Source organism: Phenylobacterium sp. (assembly GCF_037968635.1).
In the GTDB taxonomy this organism is placed as follows: Bacteria; Pseudomonadota; Alphaproteobacteria; order Caulobacterales; family Caulobacteraceae; genus Phenylobacterium.
On sequence record NZ_JBBKVV010000087.1, the window covers coordinates 33,556 to 47,051 of the forward strand.

At 68.4% G+C, this 13,496-nt stretch carries 14 protein-coding genes; 7 read left to right on the forward strand and 7 right to left on the reverse strand.

What is annotated here, in order from left to right; all coding sequences use genetic code 11:
- Positions 1-10: 10 nt before the first annotated feature.
- Complete coding sequence (locus AAC997_RS10735; protein WP_340645690.1) at positions 11-982, forward strand: quinone oxidoreductase; 972 nt, start codon at positions 11-13, stop codon at positions 980-982.
- 154 nt (positions 983-1,136) lie between these two features.
- Here AAC997_RS10735 and AAC997_RS10740 read toward each other — a convergent pair whose 3' ends face one another.
- From AAC997_RS10740 to hemE, 6 genes are all read right to left on the reverse strand, one after another.
- Positions 1,137-1,922 (reverse strand): methyltransferase domain-containing protein, encoded by a 786-nt coding sequence (locus tag AAC997_RS10740; protein ID WP_340645691.1) that lies wholly within the window; start codon positions 1,920-1,922, stop codon positions 1,137-1,139.
- A gap of 36 nt (positions 1,923-1,958) precedes the next feature.
- Positions 1,959-3,308 (reverse strand): transcription termination factor Rho, encoded by a 1,350-nt coding sequence (gene rho, locus AAC997_RS10745; protein WP_340645706.1) that lies wholly within the window; start codon positions 3,306-3,308, stop codon positions 1,959-1,961.
- Between the two features lie 305 nt (positions 3,309-3,613).
- A complete protein-coding gene (locus tag AAC997_RS10750) occupies positions 3,614-3,844 on the reverse strand; it encodes a hypothetical protein (protein WP_340645692.1) in 231 nt (76 codons plus the stop codon).
- 6 nt (positions 3,845-3,850) lie between these two features.
- Positions 3,851-4,303: a CopD family protein gene (locus AAC997_RS10755; protein WP_340645693.1), complete on the reverse strand. Its 453-nt coding sequence runs from the start codon at positions 4,301-4,303 to the stop codon at positions 3,851-3,853.
- 2 nt (positions 4,304-4,305) lie between these two features.
- Positions 4,306-5,334: a ferrochelatase gene (gene hemH / locus AAC997_RS10760; protein WP_340645694.1), complete on the reverse strand. Its 1,029-nt coding sequence runs from the start codon at positions 5,332-5,334 to the stop codon at positions 4,306-4,308.
- Positions 5,331-6,362 carry a uroporphyrinogen decarboxylase gene (gene hemE / locus AAC997_RS10765; protein WP_340645695.1) on the reverse strand — a complete coding sequence of 344 codons (1,032 nt, stop codon included), beginning with the start codon at positions 6,360-6,362 and terminating at the stop codon, positions 5,331-5,333. The genes hemH and hemE overlap by 4 nt, the downstream gene beginning before the upstream one ends.
- Positions 6,363-6,879: 517 nt before the next feature.
- Between hemE and AAC997_RS10770 the strand changes: the two genes are divergently transcribed.
- Genes AAC997_RS10770 through dnaQ form a run of 5 tightly spaced genes read left to right on the forward strand, consistent with a single transcriptional unit; the run spans position 6,880 to position 10,546 of the window.
- A complete protein-coding gene (locus tag AAC997_RS10770; protein ID WP_340645696.1) occupies positions 6,880-7,728 on the forward strand; it encodes a pyruvate, water dikinase regulatory protein in 849 nt (282 codons plus the stop codon).
- Positions 7,725-8,321 carry a Maf family protein gene (locus AAC997_RS10775; protein ID WP_340645697.1) on the forward strand — a complete coding sequence of 199 codons (597 nt, stop codon included), beginning with the start codon at positions 7,725-7,727 and terminating at the stop codon, positions 8,319-8,321. Before AAC997_RS10770 ends, AAC997_RS10775 begins: the two co-directional genes overlap by 4 nt.
- Entirely contained in the window at positions 8,318-9,169 is an 852-nt protein-coding gene (gene aroE / locus AAC997_RS10780) for a shikimate dehydrogenase (RefSeq protein WP_340645698.1), read from the forward strand. The genes AAC997_RS10775 and aroE overlap by 4 nt, the downstream gene beginning before the upstream one ends.
- A 4-nt stretch (positions 9,170-9,173) precedes the next feature.
- Positions 9,174-9,797, forward strand: coding sequence for a dephospho-CoA kinase (gene coaE, locus AAC997_RS10785; protein ID WP_340645699.1), 624 nt, complete (start codon positions 9,174-9,176; stop codon positions 9,795-9,797).
- A gap of 41 nt (positions 9,798-9,838) precedes the next feature.
- A complete protein-coding gene (dnaQ, locus tag AAC997_RS10790) occupies positions 9,839-10,546 on the forward strand; it encodes a DNA polymerase III subunit epsilon (protein WP_340645700.1) in 708 nt (235 codons plus the stop codon).
- 48 nt (positions 10,547-10,594) lie between these two features.
- Here dnaQ and AAC997_RS10795 read toward each other — a convergent pair whose 3' ends face one another.
- Positions 10,595-12,982: a DNA translocase FtsK 4TM domain-containing protein gene (locus AAC997_RS10795; protein WP_340645701.1), complete on the reverse strand. Its 2,388-nt coding sequence runs from the start codon at positions 12,980-12,982 to the stop codon at positions 10,595-10,597.
- Positions 12,983-13,132: 150 nt separating this feature from the next.
- Here AAC997_RS10795 and AAC997_RS10800 point away from each other — a divergent pair.
- The coding region (locus tag AAC997_RS10800) for a hypothetical protein (protein WP_340645702.1) at positions 13,133-13,496 on the forward strand (364 nt) is incomplete at its 3' end.

Consider the following 13,496-nt stretch of genomic DNA (forward strand, 5'->3'; position numbering starts at 1 on the left):
AGCCCGTCTCATGCGCGCTATCCAGATCGACGCCACCGGCGGTCCCGAGGTCCTCAAGCTTGTCGATATTCCGGCGCCGGAGGCCAAGCCCGGTCAGATCCTGGTCCGCAACCAGGCCATCGGTCTGAACTTCATCGACACCTATCACCGCTCGGGCCTCTATCCCCTGAAGCTGCCGTCCGGCCTGGGCATGGAGGGCGCCGGGACTGTCGAGGCGGTGGGGGAGGGGGTGACCCGCTTTTCCGTGGGCGACCTGGCCGCCTATGCCTCTGGTCCCATCGGCGCCTATGCCGAACTGCACGCGGTCAACGCCGAGCGCGCCGTGAAACCGCCGCCGGGGATCGATGCGAGCGTGGCGGCGGGCGCGATGCTGAAGGGGATGACCGCGGAGTTCCTGCTGCGCCGTTGTTACGAGGTGAAGGCCGGCGACCACATCCTGGTCCACGCCGCCGCGGGTGGGGTGGGGTCGATCCTGGTGCAGTGGGGCAAGGCCCTGGGCGCCATCGTCATCGCCACCGCCGGCTCACCGGATAAGGCCGACCGCGCCCGGGCGCTCGGCGCCGACCACGTCATCCTCTACCGCGACGCCGACGTCGTCGCCGAGGTGCGAAAGATCACCGGCGGCAAGGGCGTGCCGGTGGCCTATGACTCCGTAGGCGCCGCCACGTTCGAGGGCACGCTGGGGAGCCTGGCCAAGCGCGGCCTGTTCGTCAGCTTCGGCAATGCTTCGGGCCCACCGCCGCCCCTCGCGCCCGCGCGGCTGATGATGGCGGGGTCGGTGTTCCTCACCCGACCGACCATGGGGGACTACCTGCTCACCACCGCCGAGCTGGACGCTTCGGCGGCAGCCCTGTTTGCGGTGATCAAGTCCGGCAAGGTGAAGATCGACATCGGTCAGACCTTCCCCCTGGCCGAGGCCCGCAAGGCCCACGAGGCGATGGAGGCCCGCGACACGGTCGGGGCGAGTTTGCTGATCCCGTAAGATGCGGATGCTCCCCCTCTGGGGGCGCAGTCAGCCAAGCTGACTGAGGGGACTTTGACTCTTGTCTGGGGTCGAAGAGGTCGACGACGTCGATCCTCCTCCGTCTCGTGGCTACGCCACCACCCCCACATCGGCCTTCGGCCGGGGGGAGGATTTAGGTCTCCCGCTTCCAGCCCCAGGCCTGGGTGACCCGAGGCAGGCTCATGAACACCGTCGGATCATCACGAGCCTTGACCAGATCGGAGATGTCGTCGATCAGGGTTTCACGTGAAACACCCATGGATTCAACGGCTTCGGCGATTCCTGCCAGGGTGAGGGCGGCCATGGCCTTGGCCGGGCCGGTCAGGCCCGCCGGCTGCACGACGCGCGCCTCGATGCCGATAAACCCGGCTCTACCGAGTATGCCCGGCAGCTTGGGGCCGATCTCCGCGTCCGCGCCGCGTCTGTGGGCCGACGCCACATACCACTGCACGAAGTGACGGAAGCTCAGCCGCGAGGGCTCGCAGAGGTGCGCGGAGAATTCCACGTCCTCCACCACCAGCAGGCCGTCGGGGACCAGGGCGCGTTGGAACACCGCCACGGCGTCGGCCGGGTCGGTCAGGTGGGACAGCAGGAAACGGGCATAGATGACGTCAAAGGGGCCGAGCGCCTCGGCGCGCTCATAGCCGCCCACGTGGAACGCGGCGTTGGCCGGGGCGTCCTGTGACGCCATAGAAATCTTGATCTCATCGAGGTCGAGCCCGACCACCGGGCCCGAAGTGCGGTTCGCCAGCTCGCGGGTCACATCGCCCCCGCCGCACCCCACATCGAGGATACGGGCGTCCGGCGCAATGCCCACCCTGTCGAGCAGGCCGCCGGTCGCCTCGGCCATGGCCTCGGAGAGCACCGAGAGCCTCGCGGCCCCGGCCACCCCACCGGAGATGATGTAGCTCTCGCTCATCGCCCCCGCTCCCTCGCTTCGCCGTTGGACGGCGGGTTAGGTGTTCATCGACTGGAAGAATTCGTCGTTGTTCTTGTTCTGACGCAGCTTGTCCAACAGGAACTCGATGGCGTCCTGGGCCCCCATGGGGTTGAGGATGCGGCGCAGGACATAGGTCTTCTGCAGCTGGTCCTTCGGGGTGATCAGCTCTTCCTTGCGGGTGCCGGACTTCAGCACGTCGATGGCCGGGAAGATGCGCTTGTCGGCGACCTTGCGGTCCAGGATGATTTCCGAGTTACCGGTGCCCTTGAACTCTTCGAAGATGACTTCGTCCATCCGGCTGCCGGTATCGATCAGGGCCGTGGAGATGATGGTCAGCGAGCCGCCTTCCTCGATGTTCCGCGCCGCGCCGAAGAAGCGCTTGGGGCGCTGCAGGGCGTTGGCGTCAACACCACCGGTCAGCACCTTGCCCGAGGACGGGACCACGGTGTTGTAGGCGCGGCCGAGGCGGGTGACCGAGTCCAGCAGGATGATGACGTCGCGCTTGTGCTCCACCAGGCGCTTGGCCTTCTCGATCACCATCTCGGCGACCTGGACGTGGCGGGTGGCGGGTTCGTCGAAGGTGGAACTGATCACCTCGCCCACCACGGTGCGCTGCATGTCGGTGACTTCTTCGGGCCGCTCGTCGATCAGCAGCACGATCAGGTAGCACTCGGGGTGATTGACGGCGATGGACTTGGCGATGTTCTGCAGCATGACCGTCTTACCCACGCGCGGCGGGGCGACGATCAGGCAGCGCTGGCCCTTGCCGAGCGGGGCGACAATGTCGATCAGCCGGCCCGAACGGTCCTTCAGGGTCGGGTCTTCGATTTCCATCTTCAACCGCTCGTCGGGATAGAGCGGGGTCAGGTTGTCGAACAGCACCTTGTGGCGGACGTTCTCGGGGTTCTCGAAATTGGTGAGATCCACCTTGATCAGGGCGAAGTAGCGCTCGCCCTCGCGGGGGGCGCGGATGGCGCCGTCGACGGTGTCGCCGGTGCGCAGGCCGAACTTCCGAATCTGCGAGGGGCTGACATAGATGTCGTCGGGGCCGGGCAGGTAGTTGGCCTCGGGGCTGCGCAGGAAGCCGAAGCCGTCGGAGACCACCTCCAGGGTGCCGGAGCCGGAGATCTCGATGCCTTCCTCGGCCAGGGTCTTGAGGATCGCGAACATCATGTCCTGCTTGCGCATGGAGTTGGCGTTCTCGATCTCCAGCTTCTCGGCGAAGGCCAGCAGGTCGACCGGCGACTTGTCCTTCAACTCCTGGAGGGACATCCGGGTGATGCCGAGCGCGGCGATGGCCGCGGAGAGTTCGTTGTCGTCGTCGTCGTCGCCGGCGTCCTGCGGGGCTTCGACCTGGGCGTCCATCGCCTGGTCGAGGGCGGCGTCTTCGGTGTCGACGGTGGTGTTGTCTTCGGACATGGGTATCGCCTTGATACGGCTCAGCGCCCCCGGACACAGAGGGTCCTTGGGCGTGGAGCAAACTTGAAACGTCTAGGGCGGGCCTTGAGACTCGCCGGGGTGTTCAGGGGCCGGGACGCAGCAGCTTGAAATTGGGGAGCGCGCGTCGCCGGAGGTAGGGCGGGGCATGACTTCGCGTTGCGCGACGCCATGTGGGGTCAGCGGAACCACATCGCGCGGTTCGGGTCAAGCGATGGGGCCACACTAGCCCTCTAAGGTCTGACGAGGCCGACGTAGATCGCGGCGACGACGAACCCCACCACTATGAGGCCGTAGATGCCCATCACCAGCCAGAATGTGACGGGCTCCTCGCGCCTGCTGAGCCTTCCAGGACTTCGGTTCCAGGCCGTAGCCCTGTACCCCATCTCTCCGGTGAAGACGCAAAAGGCGACATATGCCGCCAAAATCCCTGCCATGATCAGCAGGACAATGGCGGGCGGCATCTACCGCTAACTCCCGAACTCGGTCGTCACCGCGATGACCATGATGACCGCCGCGATGAAGGGCAGTTCGTTGGTCATCTTCCAGAAACGGGCGGGGCGGGTATTGGTCCCCGCCGCGAATTTCTTGCGGGCCGCCCCCAGGAAGTGGTGCCAACCGGTCAGGAACACGATCCCCGCCAGCTTGGTGATCATCCACGGCTGTTGGAGATACTCCCATCCGCCGCGGATCACCGTGGCGTTCACATAGATCAGGGCCAGGCCGAACACCCAGGCCGCCACCATCGCCGGACCCATGATGATCCGGTAGAGCTTCAGCTCCATGGTCTGGAAGGTCTGGTCCATCACCCCGCCGGGCTCGGCGTCGGCGTGGTAGGCGAACAGCCGGGGCAGGTACATGATCCCGGCCATCCAGGCGATCACCGCGATGATGTGCAGGCCGCGCAGCAGATTATAGTCCACGCCTAAGCTCCCGTTCTGGATCGGCCGCATTTGCCATAGGCGGCCGGGCAAAGCCATGCCCCCTCCGGCGCGGCGCCGCCGTCCCGGGCCAGGGCGTGGTCGACGGTCTGGGCGAGCGCCTTGATGAAGGCCTGTTCGACCCCGAGCGCCGGGGCCCGCAGATATGGGGCGACCCCTTGGTGCTCAGCCAGCTCGGCATATTCGTGGTCCAGCTCCACCAGGGTCTCGATGTGCTCGGAGACGAAGGCGATGGGTGACAGCAGCAGACCGACCCCCTGTTCGCCCGCGACGTGGATCTCTTCCACGGTCGAGGGCCCGATCCATTTCATCGGGCCGACCCGGCTCTGGTAGCAGACGCGCCAGTCGGGAAGTTCGGGCAACAGGGCGGCGACGGCGGCCGCCGTGGCCTCGACCTGGGCCTGGTAGGGGTCACCGCCCTTGATCACCTTTTCCGGCAGGCCGTGGGCGGAGAACAGCAGCCGGACATTGGCCGGCTTGCCGGCCTTTTCCCAGGTGGCGCGGATCGTGTCGGCGTGGGCCGCGATCAGGCCCTGGGCCGTGGGATAGCAGCAGACAGTTCGAGTCCGGCCGGGGCCCTTGTACTGCTTGGCCCAGTCCTGAAGGGACGAGGCGGTCGTGGTGGTGGAGAACTGCGGATAGAGCGGCAGCAGGACGATCTCGTCCGGCGCGAACTCCGCAACCTCCTTCGCGGTCTGGTCGGCGAAAGGCTTCCAGTAGCGCATGGCGATGAAGCACTTTGCCGTGACGCCGGGCGCCGTCAGGGCCGTTTCCAGGGCGGCGGCCTGCTTCACCGTCTCCGGCAGCAGGGGCGAGGCGCCGCCCATGATGTTGTAGTTGGCCTGGGCGGAGGTCTCGCGGCGCGAGGAGATCAGGGCGGCGATCGGATAGCGCAGGATCGCCGGGACGCTGATGATCGCCGGGTCCTTGAACAGGTTGTAGAGGAACGGCCGCACGGCCTGCGGCCCGTCCGGACCGCCCAGGTTGAAGAGGACGACCGCGACACGGCTCACTTGCCGGTCACCCGCCGGATGGTGCGCTCGATGTGTTCGATCGGGGTGTCGGGCAGGACCCCGTGGCCGAGATTGAAGATATAGGGGCCGGCGTTCCACTGCTCGATCAGGGCGTCGACCCGGGCGTCCAGGGCCGGGCCGCCGGCCCGCAGCAGCAGGTTGTCGAGCGCGCCCTGGATGGTCTTGCCGCCGGCCTGGATCTTCTGGCCAAGGACGGCGCTGGCCTGGGTGTCGAGGGCGACCGCATTGACCGGCACCCGGGCGGCGTAGTTTTCCACCAGGGCGCCGGCGCTGCGCGGGAAGCCGATGAAGGGGACGTCGACCCCGGCGGCGCGGACCTTCTCGATGATGGCGGTGTGCGGCTTGATGACGATCCGCTCGAAGACGTCCTCGGCCAGGCCCTCGGCCCAGCTTTCGAACAGCTTCAGCACCTGGGCGCCGGACTTGGCCTGCATCACCAGGTAGCGGGCGGTGGCGTCCACCAGAACCTCCAGCAGCCGATCCAGCTTTTCGGGGTGCTGGTAGGCATAGGTCCGGGCGCCGGAGCGGTCGGAGCCGCGGCCCTCGATCATATAGGTGGCTACGGTCCAGGGGGCGCCGGCGAAGCCGATCAGGGCGCGGTCCGGCTCCAACTCGGCGCGCACGCGGGCGAGCGTCTCGCCGATGGCCGAGAGCCGGCCGGTGGAGGCCTCGATCTGGTCGGCCATGGCCTCGATGTCGGGCAGGGCGCCCAGCCGGGGACCTTCACCGGTCTCGAACCAGACCTCCTGGCCGAGCGCCTGGGGGATCAGCAGGATGTCGGCGAAGACGATGGCGGCGTCCAGGGGGAAGCGACGCATCGGCTGCATCGTGGCTTCAGCCGCCATTTCCGGATTGTGGCAGAAGGCGATGAAGTCCTTGGCCCGGGTCCGCAGCTCCCGGTACTCCGGCAGGGAGCGACCCGCCTGACGCATGAACCAGACCGGGGGGCGGTCCAGGGTTTCTCCGGCGAGCGCCCGGAGCAGGCGGGGTTGCGAACTGTCTGACATGGAGGGCGTTAAACCGGTTTGGCGCCCCGACCTCAAGCCCGCCTGTTCTTCCTGGTCTGCCTTCTACCTTTCTTAGAAATAGAATCTTGGATGAAGAGGTAGCGGTAGGGCCTGGGCAAGCCGGGGACAAAGCCCGGTGTCGCACCCCCTTCTCGACCGCCTTTCCCCAGGTGACGCCGGCTTCATCCCGAGCCGGGCAGGCCGGCTGTGGATTGTGTTAATGAAGTCTTAACGTGCTGATCGGCCTTAACGATTCATTAACCTCACGGCCCCGCTCGCCGTGAATGAACAGGAGTCGTCCGGGCCAGACCCCGGAATGGGGTTGGACAAACCCCGCCGCAGGGACAGTCTGCGGGCGGCCCGGACTCAAACTCGCCGATCGGCGCCCGTTATCCGCACGGCTCGCGATCGACGCGCGAATTGGCCGCGGCTATCCCCAAGCGCGCGCAGCTTCGCTAAGAAGGTATCGACTCCTCTGTCCCCAGATATTTCGACGCAGCCTGCGTTTCGAGACCCAATGACCCCAGCCTCGCGCTACGCCACCTACTTCCATGTGCACCTGGTCTCCGACTCCACGGGCGAGACCCTGAACGCCATGGCGCGCGCGGTCTGCGCCCGGTTCGAGAACGTCCTGCCCATCGAGCACATCTACGCCCTGGTCCGTTCGCCACGGCAGTTGGAGCGGGCGCTCACCGATATCGAAGCCGCGCCCGGCGTGGTGATCCACACCATCGTCGATGATGAGCTGCGGGCGGCGCTGGAGGAAGGCTGCCGCAAGCTGGACATGGCCTGTATCCCGGCTCTGGACCCGCTGGTCTCGGCGCTTTCGCGTTATCTGGGGGCGGCCCTGACCCGGCGGGTCGGCGTGCAGCACGCCCTGGACAACGACTATTTCAACCGCATGGACGCCCTGAACTACGCCATCGGCCACGACGACGGCCAGGGCGGCCAGGACCTGGACCAGGCCGACGTGGTGCTGGTGGGGGTCTCGCGGACCTCCAAGACGCCCACCTGCATCTATCTGGCCCACCGTGGGGTGCGGGCCGCCAACGTGCCGCTGGTGCCGGGCCGCGCGCCCACCGAGAAGCTGCTGACCCTGAAGAACGCCCTGATCGTGGGCCTGACCATCTCGCCGGACCGGTTGATCCAGATCCGCCGCAACCGGCTGCTGAGCCTGAAGGAAGACCGCGATAGCACCTATATCGACATCGAGGCGGTCCGCGAGGAGACGGTGGCGGCGCGCCGGCTCTATGAGCGGATGGAATGGCCGGTGATCGACGTCACCCGCCGCAGCGTCGAGGAGACGGCGGCGGCCGTGCTGAACCTGCTGAACGGCGGCCACGGCCAGATCGAGGTGCTGGGATGAGCGCCCCCATCATCCTGGCGTCGAAGAGCGCGGCGCGCACCGCGGTGCTGACGGGGGCCGGCGTGCCCTTCGAAATCCACGTCTCCGGCGTCGACGAGGATGCGGTGAAGACCGCCCTGCTCGGCCAGGGCGGCACCCCTCGCGATGTGGCTGACGCGCTGGCCGAGCTGAAGGCGGTGAAGATCTCGCGCGGCCGGCCGGGCTTCGTGATCGGCGCCGACCAGACCCTGGAGTTCGAGGGCGGGCTCTACGACAAGGCCGAGACGGTGGAGGCGGCGCGCGACCGGCTGAAACTGTTGCGGGGCAAGCCGCACAAACTGCACTCGGCCGTGGTCGTCGCCAGGGACGGCCAGCCGATCTGGCGAGAGGTGGCCACCTGCACGCTCACCATGCGCGACTTTTCCGACGCCTTCCTTGAGGACTATCTGGCCGCCGAAGGGGCCGACGCCCTGGGCTCGGTGGGCTGCTACCGGCTGGAGGGCCCCGGCGCGCAACTGTTCTTCAGGATCGAGGGCGACTATTTCGCCATCCTCGGCCTGCCCCTGCTGGGCCTGCTGGACCTGCTGCGCAAACATGGGGCGCTGGCGGCATGACCAGGATCACCGGCGCCACCAAGGTGGCCGGCGTGGTGGGCCAGCCCATCGCCCACTCCATGAGCCCCATCCTGCACAACGCCTGGCTGGCGGCGGCGGGACTCGACGGGGTCTACGTCCCCTTCGCCGTGACCCCCGAGGCCTTCGCCGCCTTCGTCGGCGGGTTGCGGGGCGGCTCGGTGGCGGGACTGAACGTCACCGTGCCCTTCAAGACCCAGGCCCTGGCCCTGGCCGACACGGTCACCGAGCGGGCGCGCCTGGCCCAGGCGGCCAATGTCCTGGTCTTCCAGGCGGACGGCGCGATCCTGGCCGACAACACCGACGGGCTGGGGCTGCTGGCGGCCTTCGCCGAACAGGCGCCGGGCTTCGAGCCTGCCGCCGCGCCCGTGGCGATCCTGGGGGCCGGCGGCGCGGCCCGGGGCGCGGCGGCCGCCTTTCTCAGCGCGGGGGCCACGGATATCCGCATCCTCAACCGCACGGTCGCCAGGGGGCAGGAGCTCGCCGCCGACCTGGGCCCGGGCGTCACCGCCCATGGCCTGGCGCAGGCCGATAAGGTCTTCGAGGGCGTGGGCGCCCTGATCAACGCCACCTCGGCCGGTCTCTCCGGCTCGGCCGGTCTCGACGTGCCGATCTCGGCCACACCAGCGACGGCGGTGGTGATGGACATGGTGTACAAGCCGCTGATCACGCCGTTCCTGGCCGAGGCCCGCGGGCTCGGCCGCCCGACCGTCGATGGCCTGGCCATGCTGATCGGCCAGGCGATCCCGTCCTTCGAAGCCTTCTACGGTCAGACGCCCCCTGCAGGCGTCGACGTCCGAAGCCTCGCCAAACAAGCCCTGGGACTCTGAAACAATGCTGATGATCGGCCTGACCGGCTCCATTGGAATGGGGAAATCCACCACCGCGAGCATGTTCCGCGAGGCGGGTGTCCCGGTCTATGACGCCGACGCCGTGGTGGCCGAGCTCTATCTGAAAGGCGGCGCCGCCGTCGAACCCCTGGAGGCGGCCTTTCCGGGGGTGATCCGCGACGGCGCCGTCGACCGCGAGGCCCTGCGCCAGAGGGTGCTGGGAGACGATGCGGCGATGGCCAGGCTGAACGCGGTGGTCCACCCGCTGATGGGCGCCGACCGCACGGCCTTCTTCGCCCGCGCCCAGGCCGCCAACGCCGACATGGTGGTGATGGATATCCCGCTGCTGTTCGAGACCGGGGGGCACGCCAATATGGACGCCGTGGTGGTGGCCTCGGCCCCGGAAGACCAGCAGCGCCAGCGGGTCCTGGCCCGCCCCGGCTGGACCGCCGAGCGCCTCGACGACATCCTGAAGCGCCAGCTGCACGACAGCGAAAAGCGCAAGCGGGCCCATTTCGTCGTCGAGACCGGCCATGGCCTGGATCATGCCCGCGCCCAGGTCCACGAGATCATCGCCACCCTTCGGGACCCGGAGCGTCGTCCCCAGAAAGCCGCCCCTGCGACCTGAGGCGCGGTTGAATCGGCCTTCGAACCGGGTCATCTAGGGCCATGGCCCGCGAAATCGTCATGGACACCGAGACGACCGGCTTCGAGCCGCACCTCGGCCACCGGCTGGTGGAAATCGCCTGCCTGGAGATCGACGACTTCCTGCCCACGGGCCGGCATTTCCACGTCTATATCGACCCGGAACGCGACATGCCGCCGGACGCCGAGCGGGTGCACGGCCTGTCGAGCGCCTTCCTGCGCGGCAAGCCCAAGTTCGCCCATCCGGAGGTGGGTCAGGCCTTTTTGGACTTCGTCGGCGACGCGCCGCTGATCGCCCACAACGCCACCTTCGACCGCGCCTTCATCAATCACGAGCTGGGGGTCTGCGGCCTGCAGATCGTCGAGGAGCCGCGCTGGATCGACACCCTGGCCCTGGCCCGCAAGCGATTCCCTGGCATGGCCAACTCGCTGGACGCGCTGTGCAAGCGCTTCAAGATCTCGCTATCGGAACGGGAAAAGCACGGCGCGCTCATCGACGCCCGGCTGCTGGCCGCGGTCTATCTGGAGCTCAAGGGAGGCCGCGAGCGGAGCCTGGAGCTGATGACCCAGGCCATGGACACCGCCGCCTACGCGGTGGCCAACCCCTCGACCTATGGCGCCCGGCCCAGGCCGCTGGCGACCCGCTCCACCGACGCCGAACGCGAAATCCACGCGGCGTTCATCCGCGATGTGCTGAAGAATGACGAACTGTGGGTGCGGTTCGGACTTTAGACGGGCCGCTCACCGAGGCTTGGGCCCCGGCCACAATCCGAAAACGGCTTAGGGCGGCGGGCCGACCAGGATTTCGCGCTTGCCGGCGTGGTTGGCGGGACTGACGACGCCCTCGTTCTCCATCCGCTCGATCAGCGAGGCGGCGCGGTTGTAGCCGATCTGCAGGCGGCGCTGGACGTAGGAGGTCGAGGCCTTCTTGTCGCGGGTGACCACGGCCACGGCGCGGTCATAGAGATCATCGCCGGAACCGCCCTCGTCGCCGCCGCCGTCGCCAGCGCCGTCCTCGTCATCGCCGCCGGCGGTGACCTCCTCCAGATATTGCGGCTGGCCCTGCTCGCGCAGGAACTTGGCCACGGCCTCGACCTCTCCGTCGGAGACGAAGGGTCCGTGCAGGCGGGTGATGCGACCGCCGCCGGCCATATAGAGCATGTCGCCCTGGCCCAGCAGCTGCTCGGCGCCCTGCTCGCCCAGGATGGTGCGGCTGTCGATCTTGGAGGTGACCTGGAAGCTGATCCGGGTCGGGAAGTTGGCCTTGATGGTGCCGGTGATGACGTCCACCGACGGGCGTTGGGTGGCCATCACCAGGTGGATGCCGGCGGCCCGCGCCATCTGGGCCAGGCGCTGGACCGCGCCCTCGACGTCCTTGCCGGCCACCATCATCAGGTCGGCCACCTCGTCGATGATCACCACCAGATAGGGCATGGCCTCGGGATTGATCTTCTCGCTCTCGTAGATCGGCCGGCCGGCGTCATCGAAGCCGGTCTGAACCGTGCGTTCAAAATGCTCGCCCTTGGCGGCGGCCTCGCGGGCGCGGTCGTTGTAGGAGGCGACGTTGCGCACCCCGATCTTCGACATCCGCCGATAGCGGTCCTCCATCTCGCGCACGGTCCACTTCAGCGCGACGATGGCCTTCTTGGGATCGGTGACGACGGGCGCCAGCAGGTGCGGGATGCCGTCATAGACGCTGAGCTCCAGCATCTTCGGGTCAATCATGATGAACCGGCACTGCTCGGGGGGCAGGCGGTAGAGGATCGACAGGATCATGGCGTTGACCCCCACCGACTTGCCCGAGCCGGTGGTCCCGGCGATCAGCAGGTGGGGCATCTTCGACAGGTCGGCGATATAGGGCTCGCCCCCGATGGTCTCGCCCAGCGCCATGGGCAGGGCGGCGCCGGTCTTCTCATATTCGCTGCTGCCCAGCAGGTCGCGCAGATAGACGGTCTCGCGCCGCGCATTGGGCAGCTCAATGCCGATGGCGTTGCGGCCGGGCACCACGCTGACGCGGCAGGCGGCCACCGACATGGAGCGCGCGATGTCGTCCGACAGGGCCACGACACGGGCTGACTTCACCCCGGCGGCGGGGACCAGTTCATAGAGGGTGACCACGGGGCCGGGACGGATCTGGTCGATGGCGCCCTTGACCCCGAACTCGGCCAGCACGCTTTCCAGCAGCTGGGCGTTCTGGCGCAGGGCGCCCTCGTCGAACTGGCTGGCGCGGGGCTTGGGCTTGGCCAGCATGGCCAGCTCGGGCAGGGCGAAACCGCCGGTCTTGACGAAGTCGAAGGCGCCCTGGGCCTCACGCACTTCGCGGCCGGATTCCTTGGGCGCGGCCTTGGGAATCTTCACCGCCACCGGGGCGGCGAAGGGTTCGGGCGCGGCGGCGGGTTCCGGCGCCGGCTCGGGCAGGGGCGCGACCTTGGGGGCGCCGGGCAGGGATGACGCCGGGATGCGCTCCTCTGGCGTGGCCTTGGCGCTGGCGCGGCGGGCGACAGAGGGCCGGACGGGCTTGGGTTGCGGCTGCGCCTTGGGTTGCAGGGCGGCGGCCAGCCAGGTGGCGGTGGAGCTCATGTCCAGGCGGCGCAGGCCGATCGCGTAGCCCAGACCGGCAAAGGCGGCGGCGGCCAGTAACAGGGCGGCGATCAGGGTCGCGGCAGGCAGGCGGGCGAAGGTCAGGACCCCGGCGACGCCGTGCAGCAGGCCGTCACCCCAGAAGCCGCCCAGGCCCTTGGCCAGCGGCCAGGCGGCCGGCGCGGGCGGGGCGGCCAGCAGGCCGGCCAGGGCCAGCAGACCGAGGGTTCCGATGGCGGCGCGCAGGCGGACCTGGCTCCGAGTCTCGTCAGGGCGCGCGGAAACCGCGCGATAGAGGCCAAACAGCACCATCAGCAGGGCCGCGACGCCCGCGGCCAGGCCCAGGGACTGGATGCCGATGTCGGCGGCGGTGGCGCCGGGGCCGCCCAGGGCGTTGGCGGCCGCGAAGGGGGAGGCGGCGTTGAGGCTGGGGTCGGCGGCGTTGTAGGTGGCCAGGGCCACGGCGAAGGCCGCGCCGGACGCCGCGATCACGCCGCCTCGAAGCCGCGCGGTGGTCGGATGAGTCCAGGCGAGGCCCGCAATATGCAGCCCCAGCTCCAAACCCGTCTTTCGCGCCACCCGCGCCATACACCACGCTCCCATTCTGGAAGTCTCAGTCTATGGGCGTCAGGTGGTTAAGAGGCGTTTACCCCGGCTGCGACCGATCGCGCTTTCTGTGGACGACTTCCCAGCAATCGCAATTCCACTTTCCAACGATCCGCATTAGGACTTTGCGTCATGTGGAGCATGCCGCGCAGCGTCTTGAGAGTTGTGGCCGTGATCATCGGCCTGTGCGCCGTGGGCGGCTTTGTCCTGGGCGTGCGCGGCGCGCCGGAAAAGGCGCGGCTGCCGGGCGAGGGGCCCGCAGGCGCGGCGTCCGGCATCCAGCTCCAGGCCACCGACGCCAAGCCGCTGGGCGACGAAGCCCTCGCCGCCCCGCCGCCTGTGGTGGAGAAGGTCGAGGACGAGAAAAAGCCGGAGGCGAAGAAGCCGCAGGCCGATCCCCTCGATCTCGCCGCCGATCAGGTCCCGCCCGCCACCGTCGCCAGCGTGTCGCCCGCCACCCCGCCGCCCACCGCGGCGGCTGGGCGGGCGACACGAT